General features: G+C 39.1%; 30 protein-coding genes. 11 read left to right on the forward strand and 19 right to left on the reverse strand.

Annotated features, from left to right (window positions below):
• Nucleotides 1-5 precede the first annotated feature (5 nt).
• The gene (locus tag M3196_RS12880) at nucleotides 6-539 is read left to right on the forward strand and encodes an HAD-IIIA family hydrolase (protein ID WP_251322728.1); all 534 of its coding nucleotides are present in this window, start codon (nucleotides 6-8) and stop codon (nucleotides 537-539) included.
• An 88-nt stretch (nucleotides 540-627) separates the two neighbouring features.
• On the opposite strand, the gene M3196_RS12885 is transcribed toward M3196_RS12880, so the two are convergent.
• From M3196_RS12885 to M3196_RS12900, 4 genes are all read right to left on the reverse strand, one after another.
• Nucleotides 628-1536 (reverse strand): YitT family protein, encoded by a 909-nt coding sequence (locus tag M3196_RS12885; protein ID WP_251322729.1) that lies wholly within the window; start codon nucleotides 1534-1536, stop codon nucleotides 628-630.
• A gap of 37 nt (nucleotides 1537-1573) precedes the next feature.
• Nucleotides 1574-2140, reverse strand: a complete 567-nt coding sequence (locus M3196_RS12890) for a tyrosine-type recombinase/integrase (protein ID WP_251322730.1) — start codon at nucleotides 2138-2140, stop codon at nucleotides 1574-1576.
• A 217-nt stretch (nucleotides 2141-2357) separates the two neighbouring features.
• Nucleotides 2358-3119 carry a Nif3-like dinuclear metal center hexameric protein gene (locus tag M3196_RS12895; protein WP_251322731.1) on the reverse strand — a complete coding sequence of 254 codons (762 nt, stop codon included), beginning with the start codon at nucleotides 3117-3119 and terminating at the stop codon, nucleotides 2358-2360.
• Between the two features lie 110 nt (nucleotides 3120-3229).
• Nucleotides 3230-3472, reverse strand: a complete 243-nt coding sequence (locus M3196_RS12900) for a hypothetical protein (RefSeq protein ID WP_077362128.1) — start codon at nucleotides 3470-3472, stop codon at nucleotides 3230-3232.
• 151 nt (nucleotides 3473-3623) lie between these two features.
• Between M3196_RS12900 and M3196_RS12905 the strand changes: the two genes are divergently transcribed.
• Genes M3196_RS12905 through M3196_RS12915 form a run of 3 tightly spaced genes read left to right on the forward strand, consistent with a single transcriptional unit; the run spans nucleotide 3624 to nucleotide 5289 of the window.
• A complete protein-coding gene (locus M3196_RS12905) occupies nucleotides 3624-4757 on the forward strand; it encodes a zinc-dependent alcohol dehydrogenase (RefSeq protein ID WP_251322732.1) in 1134 nt (377 codons plus the stop codon).
• Between the two features lie 12 nt (nucleotides 4758-4769).
• Nucleotides 4770-4922, forward strand: coding sequence for a hypothetical protein (locus tag M3196_RS12910; RefSeq protein WP_251322733.1), 153 nt, complete (start codon nucleotides 4770-4772; stop codon nucleotides 4920-4922).
• Nucleotides 4923-4935: 13 nt separating this feature from the next.
• The gene (locus M3196_RS12915) at nucleotides 4936-5289 is read left to right on the forward strand and encodes a DUF2512 family protein (RefSeq protein WP_251322734.1); all 354 of its coding nucleotides are present in this window, start codon (nucleotides 4936-4938) and stop codon (nucleotides 5287-5289) included.
• Between the two features lie 39 nt (nucleotides 5290-5328).
• Here M3196_RS12915 and M3196_RS12920 read toward each other — a convergent pair whose 3' ends face one another.
• Nucleotides 5329-5877, reverse strand: a complete 549-nt coding sequence (locus M3196_RS12920; RefSeq protein WP_251322735.1) for a class I SAM-dependent methyltransferase — start codon at nucleotides 5875-5877, stop codon at nucleotides 5329-5331.
• Between the two features lie 304 nt (nucleotides 5878-6181).
• Here M3196_RS12920 and M3196_RS12925 point away from each other — a divergent pair, with 304 nt between their 5' ends.
• The gene (locus M3196_RS12925) at nucleotides 6182-7588 is read left to right on the forward strand and encodes an alanine/glycine:cation symporter family protein (protein WP_251322736.1); all 1407 of its coding nucleotides are present in this window, start codon (nucleotides 6182-6184) and stop codon (nucleotides 7586-7588) included.
• A gap of 159 nt (nucleotides 7589-7747) precedes the next feature.
• On the opposite strand, the gene M3196_RS12930 is transcribed toward M3196_RS12925, so the two are convergent.
• Nucleotides 7748-7912: a Fur-regulated basic protein FbpA gene (locus tag M3196_RS12930; protein ID WP_251322737.1), complete on the reverse strand. Its 165-nt coding sequence runs from the start codon at nucleotides 7910-7912 to the stop codon at nucleotides 7748-7750.
• Nucleotides 7913-8164: 252 nt separating this feature from the next.
• Between M3196_RS12930 and M3196_RS12935 the strand changes: the two genes are divergently transcribed.
• Nucleotides 8165-9655 (forward strand): potassium/proton antiporter, encoded by a 1491-nt coding sequence (locus M3196_RS12935; protein ID WP_251322738.1) that lies wholly within the window; start codon nucleotides 8165-8167, stop codon nucleotides 9653-9655.
• Between the two features lie 47 nt (nucleotides 9656-9702).
• On the opposite strand, the gene M3196_RS12940 is transcribed toward M3196_RS12935, so the two are convergent.
• The 4 genes from M3196_RS12940 to M3196_RS12955 form a co-directional block, all read right to left on the reverse strand.
• A complete protein-coding gene (locus M3196_RS12940; protein WP_251322894.1) occupies nucleotides 9703-10500 on the reverse strand; it encodes a mechanosensitive ion channel family protein in 798 nt (265 codons plus the stop codon).
• Nucleotides 10501-10751: 251 nt separating this feature from the next.
• Nucleotides 10752-11738, reverse strand: coding sequence for a biotin synthase BioB (bioB, locus tag M3196_RS12945; protein WP_251322739.1), 987 nt, complete (start codon nucleotides 11736-11738; stop codon nucleotides 10752-10754).
• Nucleotides 11739-11753: 15 nt separating this feature from the next.
• On the reverse strand, nucleotides 11754-12356 hold the full coding sequence (locus tag M3196_RS12950) for a biotin transporter BioY (RefSeq protein ID WP_251322740.1): 603 nt from the start codon (nucleotides 12354-12356) through the stop codon (nucleotides 11754-11756).
• A 119-nt stretch (nucleotides 12357-12475) separates the two neighbouring features.
• A complete protein-coding gene (locus M3196_RS12955) occupies nucleotides 12476-13489 on the reverse strand; it encodes a phosphotransferase enzyme family protein (protein ID WP_251322741.1) in 1014 nt (337 codons plus the stop codon).
• A 483-nt stretch (nucleotides 13490-13972) separates the two neighbouring features.
• Between M3196_RS12955 and M3196_RS12960 the strand changes: the two genes are divergently transcribed.
• Entirely contained in the window at nucleotides 13973-14470 is a 498-nt protein-coding gene (locus M3196_RS12960) for a 2,4'-dihydroxyacetophenone dioxygenase family protein (RefSeq protein WP_251322742.1), read from the forward strand.
• A 46-nt stretch (nucleotides 14471-14516) separates the two neighbouring features.
• Here the strand turns inward: M3196_RS12960 and M3196_RS12965 are convergent, their stop codons facing one another.
• Nucleotides 14517-14855 carry a LapA family protein gene (locus M3196_RS12965; protein WP_251322743.1) on the reverse strand — a complete coding sequence of 113 codons (339 nt, stop codon included), beginning with the start codon at nucleotides 14853-14855 and terminating at the stop codon, nucleotides 14517-14519.
• Nucleotides 14856-14977: 122 nt separating this feature from the next.
• Between M3196_RS12965 and M3196_RS12970 the strand changes: the two genes are divergently transcribed.
• Nucleotides 14978-15637 (forward strand): haloacid dehalogenase type II, encoded by a 660-nt coding sequence (locus M3196_RS12970; RefSeq protein ID WP_251322744.1) that lies wholly within the window; start codon nucleotides 14978-14980, stop codon nucleotides 15635-15637.
• 36 nt (nucleotides 15638-15673) lie between these two features.
• Here the strand turns inward: M3196_RS12970 and M3196_RS12975 are convergent, their stop codons facing one another.
• Both M3196_RS12975 and M3196_RS12980 read right to left on the reverse strand, forming a co-directional pair.
• On the reverse strand, nucleotides 15674-16246 hold the full coding sequence (locus M3196_RS12975; RefSeq protein ID WP_251322745.1) for a hypothetical protein: 573 nt from the start codon (nucleotides 16244-16246) through the stop codon (nucleotides 15674-15676).
• Nucleotides 16247-16258: 12 nt separating this feature from the next.
• Entirely contained in the window at nucleotides 16259-16873 is a 615-nt protein-coding gene (locus M3196_RS12980; RefSeq protein WP_251322746.1) for a hypothetical protein, read from the reverse strand.
• A 90-nt stretch (nucleotides 16874-16963) separates the two neighbouring features.
• Between M3196_RS12980 and M3196_RS12985 the strand changes: the two genes are divergently transcribed.
• On the forward strand, nucleotides 16964-17392 hold the full coding sequence (locus M3196_RS12985) for a hypothetical protein (RefSeq protein ID WP_251322747.1): 429 nt from the start codon (nucleotides 16964-16966) through the stop codon (nucleotides 17390-17392).
• Between the two features lie 26 nt (nucleotides 17393-17418).
• Here the strand turns inward: M3196_RS12985 and M3196_RS12990 are convergent, their stop codons facing one another.
• A complete protein-coding gene (locus M3196_RS12990) occupies nucleotides 17419-18327 on the reverse strand; it encodes a CobW family GTP-binding protein (protein ID WP_251322748.1) in 909 nt (302 codons plus the stop codon).
• A 65-nt stretch (nucleotides 18328-18392) separates the two neighbouring features.
• Nucleotides 18393-18968 carry a thioredoxin family protein gene (locus tag M3196_RS12995; protein ID WP_251322749.1) on the reverse strand — a complete coding sequence of 192 codons (576 nt, stop codon included), beginning with the start codon at nucleotides 18966-18968 and terminating at the stop codon, nucleotides 18393-18395.
• Nucleotides 18969-19392: 424 nt separating this feature from the next.
• On the opposite strand from M3196_RS12995, the gene M3196_RS13000 reads away from it, so the two are divergent.
• On the forward strand, nucleotides 19393-19902 hold the full coding sequence (locus M3196_RS13000) for a cupin domain-containing protein (RefSeq protein WP_338082948.1): 510 nt from the start codon (nucleotides 19393-19395) through the stop codon (nucleotides 19900-19902).
• Between the two features lie 286 nt (nucleotides 19903-20188).
• Here M3196_RS13000 and M3196_RS13005 read toward each other — a convergent pair whose 3' ends face one another.
• From M3196_RS13005 to M3196_RS13020, 4 genes are all read right to left on the reverse strand, one after another.
• Complete coding sequence (locus tag M3196_RS13005; protein ID WP_251322896.1) at nucleotides 20189-21121, reverse strand: MBL fold metallo-hydrolase; 933 nt, start codon at nucleotides 21119-21121, stop codon at nucleotides 20189-20191.
• Nucleotides 21122-21709: 588 nt separating this feature from the next.
• Entirely contained in the window at nucleotides 21710-21880 is a 171-nt protein-coding gene (locus M3196_RS13010) for a hypothetical protein (RefSeq protein ID WP_251322750.1), read from the reverse strand.
• 38 nt (nucleotides 21881-21918) lie between these two features.
• Complete coding sequence (locus M3196_RS13015) at nucleotides 21919-22920, reverse strand: S8 family peptidase (RefSeq protein ID WP_251322751.1); 1002 nt, start codon at nucleotides 22918-22920, stop codon at nucleotides 21919-21921.
• A gap of 395 nt (nucleotides 22921-23315) precedes the next feature.
• Nucleotides 23316-24476 carry a S8 family peptidase gene (locus tag M3196_RS13020; RefSeq protein ID WP_251322752.1) on the reverse strand — a complete coding sequence of 387 codons (1161 nt, stop codon included), beginning with the start codon at nucleotides 24474-24476 and terminating at the stop codon, nucleotides 23316-23318.
• Between the two features lie 339 nt (nucleotides 24477-24815).
• Here M3196_RS13020 and M3196_RS13025 point away from each other — a divergent pair, with 339 nt between their 5' ends.
• A complete protein-coding gene (locus M3196_RS13025) occupies nucleotides 24816-25313 on the forward strand; it encodes a peroxiredoxin family protein (protein ID WP_251322753.1) in 498 nt (165 codons plus the stop codon).
• Nucleotides 25314-25320: the final 7 nt, after the last annotated feature.

The following is a 25320-nucleotide window of genomic DNA, read 5'->3' on the forward strand; positions in this document are numbered from 1 at the left end:
ATAAAGTGAAAATACAAGCTGTTTTCTTGGACCGTGACGGAACAATAGGCGGCTCTGATGTCGTAGAATATCCTGGAGAGTTCGAACTGTTTTCATATTCAGCCAATTTGATTCAACAGTTAAAAAGGAAAGACCTTCAAGTGTTTTCATTTACCAATCAGCCCGGGATCAGCAGAGGTGAAGCGAATGAATCTGACTTTATCAGTGAACTTAAAGAATTTGGTTTTGATGGCGTCTACTTGTGTCCCCATCATCACAAAGAAGGCTGTTCATGCCGAAAACCAGCCACTGGAATGCTCGAAAAGGCAGCACAGGAACATTCTTTAGACTTATCAAAATGTGCTGTTTTCGGAGATCGCTGGACAGACATTTTATCTGCAAAATCTGCAGGGTGCATAGCGGTATTAGTTCTTACCGGCTCAGGAAAAAGTGCCTATGAGCAAAACCATAATACATCACAGATTCAGCCAGACTTTGTTGCCGAAACCCTGCTAACAGGTATAGTGTGGCTATTAAAAGAATCACTTGTAAGCAAGTAAAAAAACGCCCCTTAATGAGCTAAACCCCATTGATAGACATATTCTAACAATAAGAGGTTTAGTTCATAGTTTGAGGCGTTTTTATATTTTAGTGGATACCTCTCTTTTTAAACCTTCCGCCTTTCACTTCAGCGATGTCTGCAATCGCAAGAAATGCACTGGCATCAAACTCGTCTACGATGTCCTTTAATTTCGCTTCTTCTAAACGGGTAATGACACAGAACACAACACCTTTTTCGTCTCCGGTATAAGCTCCTTCACCTTTTAAATAAGTAACACCTCGCCCAAGTCTGTGAAGGATGGCTTCGCCAATTTCTTTATGATTTTCACTGATAATCCAGGCCGACTTTGATTCTTCCAGTCCTGTAATGGTTAAATCAATTGTTTTATAGGCAATAAAATAAGCGATTAAAGAGTACATTGCTCTGTCCCATGTAAAGACAAAACCTGCTGCTCCAAGAATAAAGATGTTAAAGAACATTATGATTTCACCAACAGAAAAAGGAAGTTTGCTGTTGGACAAAATAGCTAGTATTTCTGTACCGTCTAATGAACCATTGCTTCGGATAACCATGCCAATCCCTACACCGATAAAAATTCCGCCAAAAACGGTAGCAAGCAGCAGATCATCTGTAAAAGGCGGAACTGGATGAAGTAATGTTGTTGCAATAGAAAGAATAATAATTCCATATAAAGTTGAAATAGCAAAAGTTTTACCGATTTGTTTATAACCAATAAAAATGAATGGCAAGTTCAGCCCAAATAGAAAGATTCCGAGACTTAAACCAGTTAAATGAGAAGCCATAATTGAAATTCCGGCAATTCCGCCATCAATAACGTTGTTTGGTACTAAGAAAATCTCCAGCCCGACCGCCATCAAGATTGCGCCAAATGTAATTAATGTTGCTCTAAGGGCAAGTTTCCCCTTTGTTAGTTTTCGGTGCTGCTTATTCAATTGTTCGGTTAGCTGATCATTAATTGCCGCTTCTTCTGTCATGCTTTGTACCTCCAATTTCAGTATTACTAATAAAAATTTAAAGTCTTACATCAATCTGAGTTTTAATATCTTCACATTTTGATATCCCCAAATATTTAAATGTGTCAGAAGGAGTTGAATGATTGAAGTGTTTTTGCAGAAGAGATATCGCAACTCCCCGTTTAAATGCATGAAAACCAAAAGTTTTACGCATGGAGTTGGTGCCGATCTTACCCTTAATTCCTACATGATTGGCAGCCTGATTGATGATTCGGTATGCTTGCTGTCTGGTTATAGGCAGTTTTGTTTTTTTTGATAAAAACAAATAATCGTCTCTTTTCAAGCAGGAAGACTGGATATATTGAAGCAAAACCTTCTTTACGGACTCATTCAAATACACGTCTTTTTTGGGTTCTTCCTCTTTAGGCACCCAAGTATAAAAGTCTTTAATGACTGGTTGTTCAGTCATGATATCTTCGACTTTAATGGAAAGTATCTCAGTGATTTTCAATCCAGTATTAATACCAAATACAAAAAGAACATAATCTCGTTCAGATTGTTTCTTTAAATATCGTTTGATTGCGTTAATCTCTTTAATATCTCTTAGTGCTTCAACAGTTTCCACTTGAATCATCACCTAATCTAATGTTACTTAACACTAGTTTATCACACTATTATGTAACATTAATAACCATATGCTTTTTCATTTAACAACTTTATTAATATGTACGGATTCATTTAATTAGATGAAACCAATTTTATAACATTGAAGTTTAATCCAAAATAAAAAAACCTCCTGCTAAAAGGAGGTTTATGTATCAGTTACAAGTTAAACGATGATTTTATACGGATTCAATGTGTTCTTCATTTATCCGGATAATTTCAAGAACAGGGTATGCTTTCTGAATCTTTAATGCTAAATTCTCCACACCAAAAATTTCGGTATACGTATGGCTTCCCACATATAAGTTCATTCCAGCAAACTTAGCGTATTGCACAGAATATAAGGTGCGTTCCCCGGTAATAAAAGCATCGCATCCATTTTCTTTTGCATACTTAATCAACGCAGAGTTGTTGCCTGCACCTGTTAATATCGCGACTTTTTTAACCGGACGATTATTGTTTTGCCATGCTTTCACTGGTTCTTCCAGCTTATGTTCCAGACGGTTTTTCAGCTCCGAAAATGAAAGAGATATGCTAAAGGTTCCTATTCCCGGATACTCCTTATCATTTTCATAAGTGGAATAGCAAGTAATCTCATCAATATCAATCTGTTCAAATAATGCTGTACATGTTCCGAAATGTATAAAATCAAGCGGTGAGTGAATGAAAAAATGTGAGATTTCATGCTTCTCCAGTTCTTCCACACACACTTCTCTCATGCCAAAAAGAAAATCCCATGCATCGTGATGCGTAATAAGAAGATCAGCATTTACTTTTGCTGCTTTCTCAACCGTCTCTGGTGTGAGGTTAGTCGCATATGCAATCTTTTTTATGTCTTTTTCAACTCGGTATGTAAAACCATACTCTCCCTCATCGTCAAAAGTGGACAGCCATTTTCCAAACAGCTGCGGCAACAACCGCTCGAAATCCCTAGTTTTCATGATAAACTCCCCTATTCAAACTTTTTTATAGTATGACAGAGCTTTCCATAATTCACCATAGAAAAAATATAAACAAAAAAGCCAGGTGAAGAATTTCACCTGACCCATATTCACTCGTATTTAATTTCTTCCTGAAGAGAGCTCTCGAGATGCTTCATTAAGTCATAATAATCATCGGGTTTTTGAAATTGCTCAACTGACCAGTGCTGCTTGATCCATTCCGCTACTTCACTCGCACTGTTGAACACCTCACCCGTTGTATCGCTGTCTCGTACAGTAAAAACCATGTTTTCATAATCAACCGTAACATCACATGGAAACTTGCCATCTTTTTTGTACAGCGAATATTCCACCTCTCCCGCCTCCTTATAATTTCTTACTTATTGAAGTAATACCCACTCTCCAACCTTTTTATGACACTTTGAACGATTACTTTTGAAAAAAGGTATAAAACATTCTCTCAACGTTCATTCTGATAGGGATTGTGTAATTGGAGGCGAAAAAATGAAGGCTGTTACGTATCAGGGTAAAAAAGATATACACGTTAAAAATGTGGAAGATCCGAAGCTGCTAAAAAAGGATGACATTATTGTCCGAATCACATCAACCACCATTTGCGGATCTGACCTCCATCTTTATCAAGGTAATTTCCCACTTCCTAAAGGCTATATAATTGGTCATGAACCGATGGGAATCGTTGAAGAAATCGGGACAGACGTAACTTCTGTAAAAAAGGGAGACCGTGTCGTTATTCCATTTAACATAGCGTGCGGCAGCTGTCACTTTTGTACACACCAAATGGAGAGCCAGTGTGATAATGCTAACCCTCATTATGACTCTGGAGGATATTTAGGATACTCCGAAAAATTTGGCAATTACCCGGGTGGTCAGGCAGAATATTTAAGAGTTCCTTTTGCAAACTTCACGCCTCTGTCGATTCCTCCTACCATCGAAATGGAAGACGAGTATTTCCTTTTTTTATCTGATGTTCTTCCGACAGCGTATTGGAGTGTTTTGAACAGTGGGATGAAAAAAGGAGATTCTGTGATCGTACTAGGCTGTGGTCCAGTTGGACTGTTTGCTCAAAAATTTGCTTGGATGCTTGGAGCGAATCGCGTTATTGCTGTTGACCACCTAGAATACCGGCTTTTAAAGGCTAGAAAGATGAACAATGTAGAAACCGTTAATTTTACAAAGTTCGCAGATGCGGGTGAACATTTAAAAGAAATGACATTAGGCGGAGCTGATGTTGTGATTGATTGTGTCGGGATGGACGGCAAAAAATCACCTTTTGAAAAAGTTGGTCAGACCCTAAAGCTTCAAGGCGGCACACTTGGTCCTATTCAAATCGCCACAAAAGCAGTCCGCAAATTCGGTACCGTGCAAATTACCGGAGTTTATGGTGGATTATATAACAGCTTCCCTCTTGGTGCATTCTTCTCTAGAAACGTTACGTTAAAAATGGGGCAGGCACCTGTTATCCATCTCATGGGGACATTAATGAACAAGATTTTAGCAGAAGAATTCGATCCACGTGAGATTATTACACATACAATACCGCTGGATGAGGCTGCTAGAGGATATGAATTGTTCAATGACCATAAAGAAGATTGTATTAAAGTAGTTCTAAAAACGTAAGGGGTGTTTATGATGACAAACGATAAAAACAGAGAAAAAAGAGAAACAAAAACCGCAAAAAATAAGAACTTCCGCGGAGAATCTTTGGATCAGCATCAGAAACTGGAAGATGCCAACCTCTATCTGAACGAAGGCGAAATTAGCCAGCAAAATAACAATTTATAAGGAGTGGTTCTGCATGCAGAGCTTATTGATTAAATTTATAGGGATTCCGCTAGCCCTTATTCTAGCTAATTTCCTTTTTAAAAGTGTAGACTTTAAGCTTGTCCAGCCCATTATTTGGTTCACAGCCGTACTGGCTCCTATCGGTGTGCTGATGGAGTACATCATGATTTCGAGAATCTCATATGGAAAACAACTAATGGCCGATTTTGTCTCTACTTTAATTCTTGTTTACCTTTTATCTCTTATTTTACCAGCTGTCACGATCACGTTTTGGGGTTCAATCTTAGTTGCTTTACTTATTACAGCAATGGAAGCCATGGTTCATAAGCATCTGATTTCTGACCATTTGGATCATTCTTATCGCTAGTATGGATGTTAACCGGGAACCTTTCATGGTTGTCGGTTTTTATTTTTCACAAATATATACGAATGCAGGCGGGAAATTTTTCGGGACAAAAGTAATATCTACTTGTTTAAAATACATTTGAAACGTCTTTTTCATCTGTGTTGAATATTGAAATGCAACTAGTATGCCACCTTCTCTTAGAGAACGATGTACTTCTTGAACAATTTGACTGCGTAAATTTTTATTAAAATTTGAAAAGGGAAGACCTGAAAAAACAGCATCAAGTGAACCCTCACCCTTTCCTATACTGTTTAATAGATCGCAAGCATCTTCATGATAAATGGCTTGAGGATATTTTAACTGTAGTCCGCACCTCATTTGAGTGTCTTTTTCAAAAACATGAAGATGGCTGCCGGCATGCATATTTTTTAAAATTTCATGGGTTATAACCCCAGTACCAGCGCCAAGTTCAGCGGCTGTTCGAATGTTTCCCCAATTTATGTTAGATGTCATTTTCTTAGCTAACGCAGCGGAACTAGGAAATAGACTGCCTACCTGTAATGGAGATTGTATAAACTTTTGTATGAATAAAGCTGTTCCGCCTTCCATTCCCGATCCCTCACTTTAATTCCGATTAAATCAATCGACTTTATCTATATTATTCAAGAGAGAAAATGTGGTGAAGACGGAATCACCATATGCGAGCCAAATTTATAAAGAAAAGCCGGATTATGATTAAATGAGCAGGAAATATATATTGGCAAAAACATGTAATAATCTCATTTTTTTAGTTGCTTTACACCATACATAATTTAAATAGGAAAAAATTTTAATTGAAAAACATGTGAGGTTTTGTTACATTTGATAAAGGTGTACAGCTGAGATAGACATAAGATTAATTGAGGTGTAGAGGATGGATTTACTTAACAACTTTATTGGGGATGTTAACACGTATTTATGGTCGTACATCCTGATCGTTATGCTGATTGGATTAGGCCTTTATTTTACGGTTCGAACTAAATTTGTTCAGTTTCGTATGTTTGGTGAAATGATCCGGCTGCTCGGTGAAGGAGCGAAAGCCGACAAAAAAGGTGTTTCTTCATTCCAGGCGTTCTGTATCAGTACTGCTTCACGTGTTGGTACTGGTAACTTAGCTGGTGTAGCACTTGCTATTACAGCCGGCGGACCTGGTGCTGTTTTTTGGATGTGGCTGATTGCATTGATCGGTTCTGCATCTGCTTTTGTGGAAAGTACACTCGCACAGATCTATAAAGTTCGCGATGGTGTTGCCTTCCGCGGAGGCCCTGCTTATTACATGGAAAAAGCACTAAACGCTCGCTGGATGGGAGTAATTTTTGCAGTATTGATCTCCATTACGTTCGGACTTGCATTTAACTCTGTTCAATCAAACACGATTGCCAGTGCTTTTGGACAGTCTTTTGATATTAAGCCCGCTTATGTTAGTATTTTTCTTGCCGTTGTAACGGCAGTCATAATCTTTGGCGGTATTAAAAGAATTGCAAAGGTATCAGAGATTATTGTGCCGATTATGGCAGGTCTCTATATTTTGATAGCACTATTTATTGTAATGACAAACTTAACAGAACTCCCTGGTGTATTCAGTATGATTTTCCAAAGTGCTTTTGGAGTTGAGGAAGTGGCAGGCGGTGCTCTCGGTGCTGCCATGATGAACGGAATCAAACGCGGACTTTTCTCTAACGAAGCGGGTATGGGTAGTGCGCCGAACGCCGCTGCTACAGCTGACGTCAGTCACCCTGTTAAGCAAGGATTAATTCAGTCACTAGGTGTTTTCGTTGATACACTATTGATCTGTTCTTCAACGGCATTTATCGTTCTATTATCCGGAATGCACACATCTAAAGAAGCAGATGGCATTATATTGACGCAGCAGGCGTTAAGTAACCTGCTTGGATCATGGGGCGGACCTTTCTTAGCTATTATCGTTCTGCTTTTTGCTTTCAGCTCTGTTGTTGGAAACTACTATTATGGTGAATCAAATATCGAGTTCATCTCAACGAATAAAATGTGGCTGTTCATTTACCGAATGGCTGTTGTAGGAATGGTGGCATACGGTGCTATAGCATCACTCGACTTTGTTTGGAGTCTGGCAGACATGTTCATGGGGTTAATGGCAATCATCAACCTTATTGCCATTTCGCTATTAGGTAAGATTGCTTTTGATGCACTCGGTGATTATATGAAACAGAAAAAAGAGGGCAATGACCCTGTATTTTATCCTTCCAGCATCGGTCTTAAAAATACCGAGGCATGGGGAGAGAAATCCGCAGATAATAAATAACGTAAAGATAGAAGACTTCAGCCCCTGGAAGTCTTCTTTTTTGTTGAAACTTTTCTTAAAATTAGCCGTATATATTTATGGGATACAAAAAATGTACGGCGGAATCAAATAAAAAAACCGGCTCACTACATGCCGGTTTGCTTCATCTATTCATATCATCTAAGTGGTTTTTTCCTGTGCAGGCGAAGATAAAATATCCTGAAATTGTTGTTCAAGATCCTGCAAAGAAAGCTCGTATAAGTGACGTCCATCTTTTGTTTTATATATATTATGTAGCAATAGATCGGCAATTAAATTCTCTCTTTTTTGATGGTCCGCTGACACGTTCAATCCCTCCTGAAAATCTCTTCAACTACTTCTTACCCGCAAATGAAGGAAGAAAAACTTTACTTCATTAGTTTATGTTCTAAAACAACTATGGTGATGTGTTTTTATCTTATTTTGTTTATTTGTCAACATTACCCGCTTTTGGATGAATTGTCAATTGTTTCTAGACAACAAATGTCGTCAATACTGTTTAGGCAGATTATGAAAACTTATGTTAAGTACATAAAATTAAAATAAAGGAGAGCTGATATGTTTGAAGGCAGTCTTAACGTAGATTATTTTATTTTACTCTTAGCAGTTCTATTGCTGCTGGGCGTTATCACGACGAAGTTCTCATCGCGTTTCGGCGTTCCTGCCCTCGTCCTTTTTATTGGAATCGGGATGCTTGTCGGAAGTGATGGCCTTAACCTTATTTATTTTGATGATCCTCACCTGACTCAGCTAGTTGGTGTAATTGCACTTATTATTATTTTATTTGAAGGGGGCTTACAAACAAAATGGACGAACGTGAAACCCATCTTGTACCCTTCCCTCTCACTTGCTACAATCGGTGTTTTTCTTACCACTGCTGTTGTTGCTGCAGCGGTGAAATTTTTACTCGATGTCACTTGGCTTGAAGCCTTTCTTTTCGGATCAATCGTAGGTTCAACAGATGCCGCAGCCGTGTTCTCCGTGTTAACAGGCAAAAACGTAAAAGATAAACTGGCTTCAACGCTAGAAGCGGAATCAGGTTCAAATGACCCAATGGCTGTTTTTCTGACCATTACGTTTATCGAATTGTTAACCAAGGAGACAAGCTCGATCTTTGGCCTGATCTTCTCTTTCTTTTGGCAGATGGGTATAGGAATCGTATTTGGCTACCTTTTTGGGAAGCTCGCGGTTTATTCGATCAACCGGATCCAGCTAGAATCAAGCGGTCTATATCCGGTGTTTGCCCTTTCATTTGCTATCCTTTCGTATGGTGTTACGATGCTTGCCGGTGCGAGCGGTTTACTCGCGGTATATGTAGCTGCTGTATTGATGGGCAACAACCATCTGACGTACAAAAACTCTATCGTTCGCTTCAATGAAGGATTCGCGTGGATGATGCAAATTTTAATGTTTGCCATTCTGGGCCTTCTTGTATTCCCTAGCGAATTGTTCCACATTGGCATCATTCTTAAAGGAATGATTATTTCACTCATCCTTATTCTGATTGCACGGCCGATCGGAGTATTCTTAAGTACTTATTTTTCTCCTTTCTCATTAAAGGAAAAGGTGTTTTTATCTTGGTCTGGACTGCGGGGAGCTGTTCCAATTGTGCTGGCTACGTTCCCATTGATTGAAGGTGTAGAGAACAGTCAGCTGTTTTTCAACCTTGTATTCTTCGTTGTTCTGACATCAGCACTCATCCAGGGTTCAACCATACCTTGGGTCGCACAAAAATTAAAACTTACTGAAAAAGAAAAACCAACTTCTCCTCACGTTCTGGAACTTGTTTCAATTGGTAAAGCCAATGCTGAGATTGTAGAATTCTTTGTCCCAGAGGATGCGAGGATTATCGGACAGACGCTTGAAGAAATCTCTCTTCCGAAAGAGTCAATCGTGAGTGCTATGATCAGAGGCGATGAACTCATTACCCCTACTGGCAAAACGGAAATTCATGCGCATGACATTCTGTATATCATGACCAATAAAAAGAGGATAAAGTTGTTAACCGATTATTTATCAGAGCAAAATATGAAGCAGAGTTCCGTTTAGCACACTTCCATTATAATCAAAAAAGCCGGGAGTTTCCCCGGCTTTTATTATGCACCTTTTTCAACATTGACTTGGTGTGGATATGGAATTTCGATGCCGTTCGCATCCAATGCTTCTTTTAAAGCCTGACGCAATTCGCGCTCTACTCCCCACTGCTCCCCATTTCTTGTTTTAGAGATAATCCGAATGACCACATCTGAAGCACCAAGTGCCTGTACGCCAAGAACATTTGGTCCTTCCACAATGTTTTCATTGTGTGCTTTCACACGATCACAAGCCTCTTGAAGTACTTTTACAGCTTGATCAATGTTCTCTTCATAGGCAATACCAATATCCACTAATGCACGCATATTGCCTCGAGAATGGTTTTGTATCGTACTGATCTCACGGTTTGGCATGTATGAAAGTGTCCCGTCAAACGCTCTGATATGTGTCGTTCTCAGTCCAACTTCTTCTACGATTCCATCAACACCGCCAATGGTTACGTAGTCGCCGACTTCCATCTGCTTTTCCAGCAAAATGAAGAAGCCTGTTACGACATCACTCACTAGTCCTTGTGCACCGAACCCGATAGCAAGTCCCACAACACCCGCACCGGCAATCAGAGTACCTATCTCCAGTCCAAACTGTTTAAACAGAATCCCTGCAAAAACAAAAATTAAGACATATGAAAATAAATTCACAACGAGCTTTTGCAGCGTAAGGATACGTCCGCTCGACATTTTGCGGTGAGATGCCGCCCTTTCAAACATCCGGTTGATCACTCGCCGGCCGACTGATCGTATGATTAAAAACATCACGATAATCAATAAAAATTTTGCTGCCCATAATCCGGCTTCGAGCATTAATTCAGCCCAGTTTATTTTTCCTAGCCATTTTTCCCATTTCTCCAAAAAAAACCACTCCCAGTTGTTCAATAGAATAGTATCTATTGTACCAAGGCGGGGAGCGGCTTATCAATAAAGATAACTTGTCTGACGCCAGACTTTATCCGTCAGTCTTAGCTGCACTTATACTTTATTCCTAAACTCGTTTGACCTTCGTCGTTTAACAATCAGTTAACAAGTTATCCTTTCTTAAAGTGCAAAAAACGAGATTATTGCGCTGCTACTGGAGTACGGTCGATGTCAAACCCCATATCTTTCAGCATCTTGTGATCTGCTGTTGATTCCTGACCAGCAGTAGTGAGATAGTCTCCAACAAAAATTGAATTTGCTGCATAAAGACCGAGCGGCTGAAGGCTTCTTAAATTCACTTCTCGTCCGCCGGAAATCCGGATCTCTTTTGTCGGGTTGATGTAACGGAATAACGCCAAAACCTTTAAGCAATAACGAGGATCTAATTCATCCGTTCCTTCGAGAGGTGTTCCGTCAATGGCATGCAAAAAGTTGACCGGAATGGAATCCGCATCAAGAACTTTAAGACTGCGAGCCATATCGATTACATCTTGTTTCGTCTCCTTCATTCCGACGATAACCCCGGAGCAAGGAGAAATTCCTGAATCTTTTACAACGTTAACCGTGTTCACACGATCGTCATATGTATGAGAGGTCGTGATGTTTTCATGATTTCGTGCTGATGTGTTTAAGTTATGGTTGTAACGGTCCACTCCTGCTTCTTTTAAACGAGCTGCTTGCTCTGGTTTTAAAATCCCTAAACATGCACACACTTTTAATCCATATGTATCTTTGATCTCTTTAACTGCCTCTACCACTTTATCTACATCGCGGTTTGTCGGGCCACGTCCGCTCGCAACGATGCAGTATGTCCCGACGTTCAAGTTATAAGCTGTTTCAGCACCTTTTACCATCTCGTCTATGGACATCATTTTATATGTTTCAATTGGAGCTGTTGAAATGATAGATTGCGAGCAATACCCGCAATTCTCTGGACATGCACCTGACTTGGTATTGATGATCATGTTCAGTTTTACGAGATTGCCATAATAATGCTTTCGAATCTGATAAGCTCCGTGAAGCAGTAAAAGCAAGTCTTCATCTGGACATTCTAAAATGGAAAGAGCTTCTTCGTTTGTAATCTCTTGACCTTCTAAAACCTTTTTTGCAAGTGAATTCCAAATCATGTTGTGTCCTCCCTTTTATGATGCGTGTTTTGTTTGATGTGACATCGTCTTCTTTCGTGCGATGTTAATGCGTGGAGCGATGAATCCTGCAAAGACTGCTAGAATAATATCTTTTGGCAGCGGAACCATCATCCAGCCCCAGACAAGTGAGTAATTGAAACCTTCTGGAGCGGCAGCCCACATCTTATATGCCATAAACATGAGATTTGTTCCAACTACATAGTTGATCGCCGTTCCGATGAGTGTTGCCGCAACATAGGACGCTTTGCTGGCATTCTTTTCAATAATCAATCCCGTCACATAGGCTACTAGAATAAAAGATAATAGAAAACCGAAAGTTGGACTTACAACTGTTGCGAATCCGCCTTTAAATTGAGCGAATACCGGCGCCCCAACTAAACCGACCAATACGTAAACACTCATCGCAATCGCACCTAATCTGCTCCCTAAAAGAGCCCCGGCAAGGATACAGAAGAACGTCTGCAGTGTAATCGGCACCCCGCCAACAACCATGAACGGAAAGATGGTCGTAATATTAGCTCCGATAGCCATTAATGCCACAAACATACCTATCAGCGTAATGTCGATCGTTTTCAAACCATTTCTTCTTGCTGTCATTTTCCTAAACCTCCATATGTATGAACTGTATACGTTTTTAGAATAGCGAAGGTTTTTATTTGCGTCAACTTAAAATAATATATGGTTAACATATATGAATTACAAAAACCACTCTAAAGTTAGAGTGGTTTCTGAAGGCTTTTTTTGATTTTAGTTAGCAAATTGTCATCCAAACCTGCGTATAATCTGTTGGTTTCAATGTTTGTTTTTAGATTATTTAAGGTGTAGTCTTGCCAATCTTGCAGGTTTGAAGAATCCCAAACTTTTAGAAAGAGAACATACAGGAATAACTCTCGTAGCTTAAGAAAGCCTGGCAGCTGGTCGATCAGCTCATTTGTCAGTGTATTTTCCTTGGCGTATCCTTTTAGGAAATGAGTCAGAAATTCAAAAGTGAAATCATCTTCTGTTGGGTTAAAAGATGTGTGCTGCCAATACGCATGATAGAACGCTGTCGCGATATCATATGAAAAATAAAAATAAGCAGAGTCGTCGAAATCAAAAAGTGTGATTTCGGCTTTATCAACAAAGAAGTTTCCCTGGTGAAAATCGTTATGTATTAAACCGAAATGCTGCTGGTCCCTTTGAAAATGCCTTATTTGTTCAATCAATTCAACATACTTTTCGGTTATGAATTCAGATGGCAGATTCGTAAAGATGTCATGATTATAAGGATGTTCTAGACTCCAATGAGGTCTATCGATATTATATTTTTCAACAGAATACTGTTTTCCTGCATGATGGACCTGTCCTAACAAACTTCCCCATCTTTGATAAATTGCATGATTCCATTGAGAAGGATCCTGAACCTGAATTGGACCACCAGCAGCTTTTTCAAATGCAGTTACAAAATAAGTCTCACAGTTGTAGTTGAGATTTTCTAAAAACTGATTATGAATGGATCGTAATGGTGCACTCACCGAGATTCCTTTATCTTTTAAAAATCGGAGCCACTGGATTTCACTTTGAACCATACTTAGTGTTCGTTTGTTACCAGAAGTGATTCGCAAAATAAAACCATTACCGCTGAACACCTGGTTTTGAAAGCCTTCAGAAATAACCGTTAGACCTTTTAGAGTTGTATGATAAAGTGCTGCGGCTCTTCTAATGATTACCGCATCTAACTGATGTTTCATATCTTCACCTATTAAAATTAATTTTCTTATACATTCATTCCTCACTGAACCTGGATTTCCCTTTTTCTCAGTTGCTGTTTAGATCAGATTTTGTCGAAAATCGTTTTTATGTCAATTAACGTGGGATTTTTTGATTTAATGTGGGATTAAATGAAATAACGTGGGATTATTTCGTTTAACGTGGGATTTGCGAGTTTACCAGATCCCTCATATGTCTTAAGGAACTGTTTCGGAATTCCAAACTGCACATTTTAGCAAAAATCCTTCTGATATAAAGAAAAAACTGGCTCAAGATGTGATTTCTCACCTAGGTAAGCCAGTTTTTCATCTAAATAGCTGCTTATCCTCTTAAACTTAATTCCTTTTCCGAAATACCGGTTAAAGAACGCCTAAAACTACTTTCGAAAAAGGAATTTGTTTTCTTAGAGAGAAACATTAGATTTATAACGTAAATGAACAACACATCGAAAGAAGGTTTCTTACATGAACGAACTTCTAGACACAGACTTAATCCATTTTGCAGAAAAACTTCAACTGCCTGAAATTGTAGTGGATACAGAAAATATGCCTTGGGTTCCTTTTGATGATGGAACATGTCACTTTAAGCCAGTTAGGTTTGATTTTACAACCGGATCTTGGACTTATCTATTTAAAATTGAACCAAACAAGATATTAACACGGCACAGGCACACAGGCGGCAATGTCATTGGATTTAATCTAAAAGGTAGATGGCGTTACGCTGAAAGAGATTGGGTGGTAAGACCTGGAACCTTTATCTTTGAACCTCCTGGAGATATACATACATTGATTACGGATGATGAAGAAGTTATTACCCTATTTATTTTAGGCGGTTCACTGCAATATTTTGATGATGAAAATCAAGTTGTAGGACAAGATGACATTTTTACGGTTTACAAAAAGTACTGTGATTTTTGTAATTTTAATGGTATCCCTATAAATCAACAGCTAACAGGAAAATGAAAAACCCCTGATGAAAACCAGCAATGGTTTCTTCAGGGGTTAATCATCATTTGTCCTCTGCTTTTTCGTGTGGTATATCTTGAGCTGGTTCAACGGTTTCAGAAACAGTCTTATTTCTTTCTTCCGCTAACCACGTTTCTTTTTCATTGTGAATATGATGCAGCTTTTTTACTTGGCGCTGCAGCTGGATTACTTTAATCAAACCGAATAATCCGACTGAAAGACCTCCAATAACAGCTGAACCCAGTATTACTAGGACCAGCGGCCAATTGGCAGTTCCAAAAAGATAATTAATTTCAACATCACCCACATTAATTACCGCAAAGGTTGCAATAATCAGCGCAAAAATAAAACCAAATAACAAGTACAATTGCATTTTCATCATTATCACCTCATTGTTATCTATTCCCGTATTGCTGGAAATTCTACCTGCATCACGTAAAATATTTAATTATTTCATTTAAGACGGATCTATTAGGTATTCTTTATGAATAAGGTGGTGTTTATATGACAATAAAAGCTTATGTATATGACGCTTACGGAACTCTTTTTGATGTACACTCTGTTTCAGAAAAAGCCGAATCTATTTTTAAAGGATACGGCAAAACGATCAGTGAACAGTGGCGCAAAAAACAGGTTGAATATTTTATGCTCCATCAGCTGACAAAGAAATACAAACCCTTTTTTGAAATAACACGAAACGCACTTTTATATACTTTGAAAAATTTATCACTTCAAAGGAAAGAAAATGAAATCGATACTTTGATGCAATCTTATTTAGAGCTTGAAGTGTATGATGAGGTTCGTGACACATTGGAAATCCTGCAAAAACAAAATAAAAAACAGATTATCTTTTCAAACGGTAACTATGAGATGCTGAATCCTCTTGTTGAAAAAAGAGAGCTAAATCACCTGCTTTATGTTTTATCCGTTGATGATATTAAACAATATAAACCCGCACCAGATGCTTATAAATATGCTCAAGAAACTCTTGATGTTGAACGGTATGAAATCTTATTTATGAGCTCTAATTTCTGGGACATTACTGGTGCTGCTTCTTTCGGTTTTAAAACGGCTTGGATCAACCGAGGAGAGATGGAAGTGGATGAACTCGGTATAAAGCCTGACTTTATCTTTAAAGATTTACATGCAATCACAAAAATTTAAAAAAGAGTGACACCTGGTTACTCTTGGTGGCACTCTTTACAAGTTCAGCAATTTTTCAAATATCGACTTTTTCTTTTTCATTTCTTCTTCTTGTTCAACAGATGTTGGGATCTGTTCTGCTTCAAGGTTTTTTATGAGTGAGTCAGCCTGGAACTCAGAAAAATGACTCTCCGGGATCACCCATTTCCCATTCTCAGCCTTGATTCGAACCCAAACATCTTTTTGGCATTCTGAACAAGACTTTATTCCATAATAGTGAAACTTATAAATATATTCATCCTTGTTCTTTTTCCATTGGTAGAGGTCATATTCCTCAAACTCGTATGTAACTTCAGGTTTCTTTTTTTCTGCTGGTATTTCATCTACATAATTAATTCTCGCACCTTCTGATAACAAAAGATACTTCATGGATACGTTTGATTGAAGTTCAGCTTCCGCCCATTGTGAGGCAATTCCTTGTGCATCTAATTCGCCCTGGTCGTCCCTGCCAACAAAAAACAGGAGGATAGAACTTAAAATTAAACTGACAAAAATTACAATGAGAACAAAACTTAAACTCTTTTTCTCCTCTTGTAGTTCCAATTTGAATTTTACTTTATCTGTACTCATGATGTTCTCCTGTTATTGATCTAGTTCTACACTCACTACCGTTCTCCATGTATCTGGTTCATGGCATTTCATTGCGGGTGTAAGATAGATTTCTCTATGATTCTTTTTTACGGTATAGCCTACGCTCTCCGCATACTGAACAACTTCCAAAAGAGTCCTTTCGGTGTTCCGATAATGACCGACATGCAACTTTTGAGCACATAAAACCGACTCAGCAGTAACAAGCTTTGTAGCCGGCATTTTCTGTCCCTTAAAATGTTTTACAGCATTTATCTTTGCTTCTTCAAACATTTCTTCTGTTATGCACTCTGGGACCTGCATGACTTGGGTTGTAATCGCTCGTTTATCATGCTTTTCATGCCAGATGATTTCGTGAGGCATTAACTTAAACTTATAATCTAGTCTTGTTTTCGTAATGTGTTTCAGCTGGTTTACAATTTTCCAGACAATCCACTGCTGGTCTACCGGTTCCGGACGTCCTGCCCAATCCATATAATAAGCGGTGTTCATTTCTTGCACCACATATTTCAGTTCAGGCATTCTTTGGATTCTTACCTGCCCCTGTTTCATGTTATAAATTTCTTTATGTATCTTTCGATGATCGTGTGTAAGAACTTTTGACTGCATAAGAATTCACCTCATCTTATTAATTGGAAAATTATGATAATATTAGACTACCATAAAGTGAAAAGGAATAGGCTAAAAAGGAGGGAATTTATGAAGAAAAAAATATATTATTCTACTGGATTAATTATTTTAACTTTTCTTATGATCTTACTCGTTATGAGCTTTACCTTCCAACAGTCTGTTCCAGACAGTCATCAAGCTTTTATTGAAGAAAAGGGCTGGGATCTTGCATTCTATTTCCCTAAAAAAGAATCTTTTCTCGTGCCAGATTACCCCGAAGCCCTTCAAACGTACAAAATAGCCGGAGTTGATTTTACGGGATATGAAAATATAACCCGGCACCGTTACCGGTTAACACAACCATGTGACAGCCGGTATTTAGAAGCTGTCATCTTAACTGCTGATAACAAAATCATGGACAGCTATATTAATGTTTCAGAAACGGTCCCCGGTGTTACGGAAATGACGGAAAAAGATAAATACATAAAAAAAGAGATTTGTTATGAAAAAGGCACATGAGTTTTTACACTCCTGCGTCCTTCTAGTTATTGTTCAATTTGTTTCAAACCTTTTTCCAAGCTCTCCGTATCAAGATTTTCACCGATAAACACTAGTCTTAACGGCATCTTCATCAGTTCTTTTTCATAATTCGGCAGTCCGTAAGAATATTGAAAAAGATAGATTTGCCCGTCTTCAAGCTTAATGTAGCCTTTAATTCGGTAAATAGATGATGGCGCTTCACGCAGCCAGTTTTCAAAAGCCTCTTTTTTAACAGCATTTTTAAACGGATACACCCACGTTTTCACCTTTAATTTGTCTGCAGTTACTTTTTGATGATCTTTTCTGTCTTTTACAGATAGGGAAAACAGCTGATCAAGATCCACTTTTGCGTAATCAGTTAATACAAATGGTGTAGCTTCATTTAAGCGTTTGGCATCCTCTCTCAATTGCTGCTTCTGTTCAGCGGAAAGGCTGCCCGTCTTGTTCCAGATGATGTAGTCTGCATGCTTGATTTGTTCCAGCATGAGCATTTTCGCCTGAACACTCATCGTATTTTTTTCGAGCCATCTTGGTGCATCCATAACAGAAATGATTCCGGGAACATGCAGTTCATCAAGCAAGTATGGAGATAAACACGCATCGAGTACATCGATTGGGTGTGCTGCCCCTGTTGCTTCAATGATTAAAGTGTCGAGCTCATTTTCCTTGCACAGCGCCCAAAGCTGCTTTTCAAGCTGGTCTGATAATGAACAGCAGATACAGCCGTTCAGCAATTCTTTTAATGGAACATCTCCTGGGACTGCATCTGAATCGATGGAAACTTTACCAAGCTCGTTCATGAGGACAGCTGTTTTATGTTTATTTGTCTTTTCCCGCTGCAGAAGCTGTTTGAGCAATGTTGTTTTCCCGCTGCCTAAAAACCCAGCCAATATCATCACATTTACTTTTTTCATAGTACACCTCATACCTTGTATCTCTTCTTGCATTCTACTATTAAGAAACGCAAAAAAACAGCCAGTTACAGGCTGTTGACGCTCAATTTAGCTAATAATTTTTTTATGATATCAAGACTGACCTCTTCCCATAGTGCATGGTCTGTCGTGAATAAATTTGAAATTTTCTCCGCAAAAAGTTTAAATGCTTTTTCATAGCGGGGATCGTCTTTTGAAGGAAGTTTCCTTTTCCGTTCTTCTACAAGCTGCTGCAATTTCGGAGCTCGTGGTCCCCACTTCACGATTTCTTTACCTTTCTCATCGATAAAGATAATGATCGGAATAGACTTTGCTTTATTTGTAAGGTATCGATCCATCAGTTCCGGATTTTTGTCACGTTGAATAAAACGGACGTCAATGAGGGCCTCATCCGCCATACGCATGAAAACAGGAAGATTCAGCATTGCGTCACCACACCAGTCTTCGGTAATCACAACTGCTCGTAACCGGTTTTTTTGCATGCCTTGCAATGCATCTTTCATTGGATCTGGAAGTACGAATGCATTATAGATAGATAGCAAGTTCTCTTTGTGCGTCTTCATAGTATTTATATAAGCATAGCGAGTCATGCCTTTTTCAAACCAAGTATTGAGGTCAGCCATTCTGTGTTCCTCCCTGTTCTTTATCTACTCCTATTGTAACCCAAACAAGGGGGAGTTGTGGCAATGAAAACGCCTTAAATTAAATATTTTGGTTCTTTTAACCTGCTCGCAGTTTTTTCTGCAGTTGGGAAACAGCGAATAAAAGCAGGTATCTCTCACGCGGCGTTAACCGGAGCCAGTCCTTAACTTTGTACTTCATACTGATTTCCACCTTTCGCTTACATTTAAACCTCGTACTTCTTTAATACCACTTTTTTCATAAAAAGAAACTTTTTTAAACACATTTGTTTTCGTCAAATAATGAGCTCTTTCGCAAATATGCTCTTATTTTCATCTTTCCATTAATTATTTTTAGGAAAGGTTTTGGTTTCCTTATATCGAATTAAGGGAAAAGGTATCAAAAACGGGTGAGGAGAATGCGGATATGAAAATGCTTAGCGAGAATGTAAAAACGTTATTCTTTACCGATGACGGCAAGATTCCTAATCATCCCTCTTGGCCAGTACTGCTGTATGTTGGGACGTTAAAAGAACCTCAAGATGCTTTGGAGGTTTTTGAAGAAAATGGCTGGAAGAACGGCTGGAAAAATGGCGTTTTTGACTATCATCACTATCACAGCAACACACATGAAGTTCTAGGGGTTATAAGCGGTGAAGCTGTATTGCTTCTTGGTGGTGAAGAAGGTGTTTCAGTTACTGTTTCGAAAGGTGATGTCATTGTTCTCCCAGCTGGAACGGGGCATAAACTGATTGGTTCCAGCACAGACTTCAAAGTTGCAGGTGCCTATCCGGACGGAATGGAACATAATTTAAAAAAAGGCCAGCCCGATGAACGTCCAGAAGTGCTTGACGAAATCATGCTCGTTCCATTGCCAAAGACAGACCCTATGTTTGGAAAAGATGGTCCACTATTGGAATTATGGAAAAACAATTAAAAATGGGGTGGCTCAAAAAAACTTTTGAGCCACCCTTTTATCGTGATAAAATAAAAACACTATTTACCAAATATGAAAGAGGTGCAAAATAAAAGAAAATTTAAAAGGAGCACTATATGGATCCCTTTTTGTACTTATTGGATTCCCCATAATTTTTATTGTGTGTTCCTTATTAACTGATGAATGGAGATACTTCATTTATAGCTTGGGTCCAACTCTTACTGCTGGAATGACTGGTCTGATGTTAACTTTAAATCGGTTAAAAAAGAAAGCTTATAACATTTAATCAAGTTTCCCACCACATTAAACGCGGATATACATCATCTTCAATCGTAAACCTTTCTCCAATTTGAGGCGTGCAAATCATAACATTCTGTTTATTTGCGGCTTTAATTACCCGCTCTATTGGATCAGTCCAATCATGCACAGACAAAGTAAATGCTCCCCAATGAATGGGAATCATCACCTTTCCTTTTACGTCAACATGTGCCTGAACGGTTTCTTCCGGGATCATGTGAATCGCAGCCCACTTCTCATGATACTGGCCGCATTCCATCAGTGTTACATCAAACGGACCATATTTTTCACCGATCTCTTTAAAATGAGGTCCGTACCCGCTATCACCGCTAAAGTAAATTTTTGTATCTTTTCCATTCAGAACCCAGGAACACCAAAGTGTAGAATTACGATTAGTGAGACTTCTGCCGGAGAAATGCCTTGCAGGTGTACAGACGAGTGAAAGACCATCAGCATCAGCATGATCCCACCAGTTACATTCTTGTATTTTATCAAGCTCGACACCCCATCTTTCCAGATGACTGCCGACTCCGAGAGGAACTATGAACTTTTTAACCCTATTCGTCAACTTTTTAATTGTGCCATAATCCAGATGGTCGTAATGATCATGAGAAAAAACAACCAGATCTATTTCCGGCAAATCTTCTACGCTGAACGGCAGTTCTTTGCTGTATCGCTTGTTCCCGAACCACGGAACCGGGGATGGAGCTTTTCCAAACATCGGATCAAGGAGTATCCTCTTACCATCCATTTCTATTAAGAAAGCAGAGTGACCAAGCCAAGTAATTTTTGTATTCTGGCTGGTATTTTGTAAAGAGAACTGAAGTGGTTGTACTTGAATAGGGTGTTTTGGCTGCCGTTTAGGACTTCCTTTTAGAAACTCTTTTAGCACAGAAAGCATAGAACGGAAATCTGTTGTCATTTCAGTAGGTATTTGATTAACAAATGTGCCGTTAGAATAATGCTTGAGTGATCTGAACTTCGTTTTAGTTTCTTTAGAAGGGGTACTTCCGAACACCGGATGAAAAGTGATGAACAAGAATACAACCCCTATGACAGCAAATAGTAAGAGTAAAGCAAGCATATGTACGACCTCTCTTAAAACAATGTAGTGTAAATATACTACTCCTTTTCTTTCCAGTGGAGCAACTTTTAAGCTGCTTGTCCCTTTGACAGCAATGGGCTTGACCAAATTTGGCGACAGGAGTCAACTCGTGGATAAATAGCCAAAACTTCTGGATTAAAGGCAAAAACTTTTGGATTGAGCGCCAAATCTCGTGGATTAAGCAACAAAACTTTTGGATTCGGCCCTATTTGGAGCCCTCAGCATGCCCAACATGCCCTTCCAGCACCTAGACCGCGCATTCTATAAACCTATTCAGACCAGTTTTTTTCAAAAACTGTACCTTATTTTATTAAAAAACCTCGTGGAGCTCCCTATTCCGCAAAAAAGCTGATCTCTCTGGTTGATAACTTGTCCAGCAGATCAGCTTTCGTTCCAAATATTCATTTAAGCACTTTCCTTTTCCTTTTTCTTAGCGTTTTTCTTTCGTTTCCGCTTCTTTTTCTTTTCCTGCTCTTCTTTCTTCGCCTGATTTTTTGCACGCCTTCTCATCTCTTCATAGATTCTTACAATAAGTGTTGCGAAACTGATGAGAAGTGCCAGGATTTTATAAGCCATTCTCCAACACGCCCTTTCTTCCTAGAAACGGGCTTAAATTATGATTCTGGATCTTTGGCTGCTGCCGTTTCGACAGGAGTTCTCATTACTTTGAACGTATCTTCCTCACACACTGCCTTTTCCTGTGCGTTTAAAACGAGCAATCCGTTACCTTCAGCCTTTTTCGTTAAACCGATGCTTAATGTATTTTTAACGAGCTGCGCATATACTTCTGCTTCAGAAAGCTCTCGTTCAAACAGTTTTTCCTCTCGTTCGATCAGCAAAGCGGCTGCACCTGATACATGCGGTGTTGCCATTGATGTTCCAGACAGCTTGGCATATTTATTTCCAGGATAAGTTGAGATAACATCAACGCCTGGTGCCACAAGATCGATCTCATCATTTGTGTTTGAAAAAGGAGCCAGTTTCATATTCTTATCAACAGCACCGACTTGTACCACTTCTTTATATGCTCCAGGATAAGCGTGTTCGTTTGTATCCTCTTTGTTGTCCCCCTCATTTCCAGCCGCACAGACTACCAAAACATCTTCTAATACTGCTCTTTGAATCGCTTCATGAAGCTCCGGAACATCGTTCGGACCGCCGAGTGACATCGAGATTACACGTACTCTCTCTCCGTTCTCTCCACGCCATTTTACCGAGTAGTCTATTGCATCAATGATTCCCTGATACGTCCCGCTTCCGTCTTTCCCGAGTACTCGGCAGATCAAAAGTTTCACGTCCGGTGCAACACCAGCAACACCCGCATTATTTAACGTCGCTGCAATCGTACCTGCAACATGTGTACCATGAAAATGCGCATCCGTATAATCGTCTTCTTCTCCTTCTACAAAATTCCGGCCGCCTGCGATCCGATTCGCGAGCTCCGGATGATTTGTGTCACAGCCCGTATCAAGCACAGATACGACTACACTTTGCCCTTTTTCGCCTTCACGCCAGAAAGCCGGAGCATTGATCATTTCAACCCCATATGGGATTTCCTCCTTCGATATTTCCAATACATCTTCTAGCACAAAGGGAATTAACCGAATTTCACTCATGATTCTTACCTCCTTTTTAATAAAAGATAGATTTAAATCATATTGAAAGATAGATTCATACTGGACTCGAGCGGTTAGAAACGTTAGATGCAGCAGTATGAGAGATGAAGGGAACCTCCTTTCTTTTTAGTGTAAGAAAAAGAATAAAGATTCTAGGTGAGGGTACTATTACCACTATTCTAGCAAACTGTTAAAAGTTTCTACAAGTCCTGTTTATAAAATAAGGAATTATGTCTACATCGACATTTTACGCAGAAGCAACATATACCCTCATTCATGTTTCACCCTATCTCTCGACAATATTTACTAGTCATTTAAAACTATTTTCAGAAAAAGAAAACTCTCAAGACCGGACGATATATCCATGCTCTTGAGAGTCTCTGAATCTTTATAGATTAATAACGAACCGCGTTAGCTGCGTTTACGCGTCCTTTAGAATAGTAAGTTCCAGTTCCTGGTGTAGTGTTCGTTGTGTTTTCTATAGCTGCACGGATGTTTGATGCACTTCGTCCCTGGGAAGCTAGTAATCCGGCAATACCTGCAACTAGCGGACAAGCCATTGAAGTACCAGACATGTACGCATAACCCCCGTTACGTACAGTAGAGGCAATGTCTACTCCAGGGGCTGCAACGTCAACCCAAGATCCATAATTAGAGAAAGATGCTTTGTTATCGTTGCGGTCAGTAGCCGCTACTGCAATCGCGTTAGAGTAGTATGCCGGATAACTTGGAGCAGATGTGCTCTCGTTACCAGCTGCAGCGACAACAACTACTCCTTTTGAAGCTGCATAGTTTACAGCGTTTTGAAGTGAAGTTGCTCCGCTTGGTCCGCCAAGGCTAAGGGAAACTACTTTTACACCGTTATCAACAGCATGATAGATTCCGTTTGCAACATCATCTAATGATCCGCTTCCGTTCGCATCAAGTACGCGCACTGCATAAATGTAAACATTTGGTGCCATACCGGCAATACCGCGTGAGTTATTTGTTGTAGCGGCAGCGATACCTGCAGCATGAGTACCGTGGTTGTTCAGATCCATTGGATCCCAATCGTTATCTACGTAGTCATATCCTTTAATAACTCCGCCAGCTAAATCAGGGTGGTTGTAATCAACACCAGTATCGATGATCGCCACTTTTACTGATGAAGATCCGCGTGTGATGTCCCAAGCAGACTGTGCACTAACTTTTTGTGGTGCCCATTGAACACCATTGTTGAAGTACGTATCATTCGGTGTCCAAGAAGCATGGTATGTATAGTTTGGCTCCGCGTACTCTACATCACCGCTTTCCTCATATTCTGCAATAGCATCTTCTACAGATCCTTCCTTAACTTTAATGACGTGGAATTTTGGTCCTTTTTCTTTTAATTCATCATTTGCTTTCACAGCCAATGCCTTCGCTTTTGAATCTGAAACATCATCTTTGAACTTAACAATAATTTCCTGAGGAGTAACATTCGCTTTTACTTCAGTGCTTTTAGCGGCTGTTGCTGGTGATGCAAGAGATACAACTAATGGTAGAACTGCTGCCATTGTGGCCATCTTCTTTAACATTTACTTCACTCCTTTAATTTGGTTGTCGTCCGACAATTCCTAATATAGGGGTGAAATGACTGAAAATAAAGAAAAATTTTACTATTCTAGTAAAAACAAATAAATCCTACTAAATTTTGAAAGTTTTTATTTAAAATAGGAAAATCGTCATTGTATTTGTTTTTCATTTTTTGAAACTTTTTACATATATATGTAGAATAGACCTAGAGCTATTACTACATTTTATACTCCAAAATATGGAGTGAATCATCAATTTTTGGTAGTTAAAGTCGATTGTTTAATTTTTTACATAAAAGGAATACCTAAAGAAGAAGTCTAATTTCTTGGAGGGATGTTAGTATGATAAAAGTTGGCGATAAAGCACCAGACTTCACTCTAAAAAGTGAAACAGGAGAACCGTTTTCTTTTTATCAGCACCTGGAAAAAGATGATCGTTTCCACCTGCTGGTTTTCTTTCGGGGGGAATGGTGTCCGGTATGTAACGATCAGTTAAAGGAGATTGAGCAGAACATCGACACCTTTAATGAATTAAACACACACATTTTAGCGATTTCGACCGATGAATCGAAAAATTTGAATAAAATGAAGGAAACTCATTCTCTCTCTTTCCCTGTATTCAGTGATCCAGAGAGAGCAGCAGCAGAACCCTTTGGTGTTCAATATCATAACGGAGAGCTCTATGAAGATCATGGACAGCACGGTGAACCAGCACTATTTTTAGTGGATGATCAAAAACGTGTGCTGTATTTCGATATTCAGACCGGACCCTTTGGACGTCCAACTGCTGAGGATTTAAGAAAGACGATAAAATACATCATGAAAACATTGCAGAAATAAAAAAGCG

This window comes from Fictibacillus nanhaiensis (assembly GCF_023715445.1).
GTDB classification, from domain to species: Bacteria; Bacillota; Bacilli; order Bacillales; family Fictibacillaceae; genus Fictibacillus; species Fictibacillus nanhaiensis_D.

Excerpts from the sequence above, each read along its gene's own strand:
- M3196_RS12885 (WP_251322729.1), bottom strand. The coding sequence starts at position 1,536 with ATGACAGAAGAAGCGGCAATTAATGATCAGCTAACCGAACAATTGAAT.
- M3196_RS12895 (WP_251322731.1), bottom strand. The coding sequence starts at position 3,119 with ATGAAAACTAGGGATTTCGAGCGGTTGTTGCCGCAGCTGTTTGGAAAA.
- M3196_RS12905 (WP_251322732.1), top strand. The coding sequence starts at position 3,624 with ATGAAGGCTGTTACGTATCAGGGTAAAAAAGATATACACGTTAAAAAT.
- M3196_RS12910 (WP_251322733.1), top strand. The coding sequence starts at position 4,770 with ATGACAAACGATAAAAACAGAGAAAAAAGAGAAACAAAAACCGCAAAA.
- M3196_RS12915 (WP_251322734.1), top strand. The coding sequence starts at position 4,936 with ATGCAGAGCTTATTGATTAAATTTATAGGGATTCCGCTAGCCCTTATT.
- M3196_RS12920 (WP_251322735.1), bottom strand. The coding sequence starts at position 5,877 with ATGGAAGGCGGAACAGCTTTATTCATACAAAAGTTTATACAATCTCCA.
- M3196_RS12925 (WP_251322736.1), top strand. The coding sequence starts at position 6,182 with ATGGATTTACTTAACAACTTTATTGGGGATGTTAACACGTATTTATGG.
- M3196_RS12935 (WP_251322738.1), top strand. The coding sequence starts at position 8,165 with ATGTTTGAAGGCAGTCTTAACGTAGATTATTTTATTTTACTCTTAGCA.
- M3196_RS12940 (WP_251322894.1), bottom strand. The coding sequence starts at position 10,500 with ATGCTCGAAGCCGGATTATGGGCAGCAAAATTTTTATTGATTATCGTG.
- bioB (WP_251322739.1), bottom strand. The coding sequence starts at position 11,738 with ATGATTTGGAATTCACTTGCAAAAAAGGTTTTAGAAGGTCAAGAGATT.
- M3196_RS12950 (WP_251322740.1), bottom strand. The coding sequence starts at position 12,356 with ATGACAGCAAGAAGAAATGGTTTGAAAACGATCGACATTACGCTGATA.
- M3196_RS12955 (WP_251322741.1), bottom strand. The coding sequence starts at position 13,489 with ATGAAACATCAGTTAGATGCGGTAATCATTAGAAGAGCCGCAGCACTT.
- M3196_RS12960 (WP_251322742.1), top strand. The coding sequence starts at position 13,973 with ATGAACGAACTTCTAGACACAGACTTAATCCATTTTGCAGAAAAACTT.
- M3196_RS12965 (WP_251322743.1), bottom strand. The coding sequence starts at position 14,855 with ATGATGAAAATGCAATTGTACTTGTTATTTGGTTTTATTTTTGCGCTG.
- M3196_RS12970 (WP_251322744.1), top strand. The coding sequence starts at position 14,978 with ATGACAATAAAAGCTTATGTATATGACGCTTACGGAACTCTTTTTGAT.
- M3196_RS12975 (WP_251322745.1), bottom strand. The coding sequence starts at position 16,246 with ATGAGTACAGATAAAGTAAAATTCAAATTGGAACTACAAGAGGAGAAA.
- M3196_RS12980 (WP_251322746.1), bottom strand. The coding sequence starts at position 16,873 with ATGCAGTCAAAAGTTCTTACACACGATCATCGAAAGATACATAAAGAA.
- M3196_RS12985 (WP_251322747.1), top strand. The coding sequence starts at position 16,964 with ATGAAGAAAAAAATATATTATTCTACTGGATTAATTATTTTAACTTTT.
- M3196_RS12990 (WP_251322748.1), bottom strand. The coding sequence starts at position 18,327 with ATGAAAAAAGTAAATGTGATGATATTGGCTGGGTTTTTAGGCAGCGGG.
- M3196_RS12995 (WP_251322749.1), bottom strand. The coding sequence starts at position 18,968 with ATGGCTGACCTCAATACTTGGTTTGAAAAAGGCATGACTCGCTATGCT.
- M3196_RS13000 (WP_338082948.1), top strand. The coding sequence starts at position 19,393 with ATGAAAATGCTTAGCGAGAATGTAAAAACGTTATTCTTTACCGATGAC.
- M3196_RS13005 (WP_251322896.1), bottom strand. The coding sequence starts at position 21,121 with ATGACAACAGATTTCCGTTCTATGCTTTCTGTGCTAAAAGAGTTTCTA.
- M3196_RS13010 (WP_251322750.1), bottom strand. The coding sequence starts at position 21,880 with ATGGCTTATAAAATCCTGGCACTTCTCATCAGTTTCGCAACACTTATT.
- M3196_RS13015 (WP_251322751.1), bottom strand. The coding sequence starts at position 22,920 with ATGAGTGAAATTCGGTTAATTCCCTTTGTGCTAGAAGATGTATTGGAA.
- M3196_RS13020 (WP_251322752.1), bottom strand. The coding sequence starts at position 24,476 with ATGTTAAAGAAGATGGCCACAATGGCAGCAGTTCTACCATTAGTTGTA.
- M3196_RS13025 (WP_251322753.1), top strand. The coding sequence starts at position 24,816 with ATGATAAAAGTTGGCGATAAAGCACCAGACTTCACTCTAAAAAGTGAA.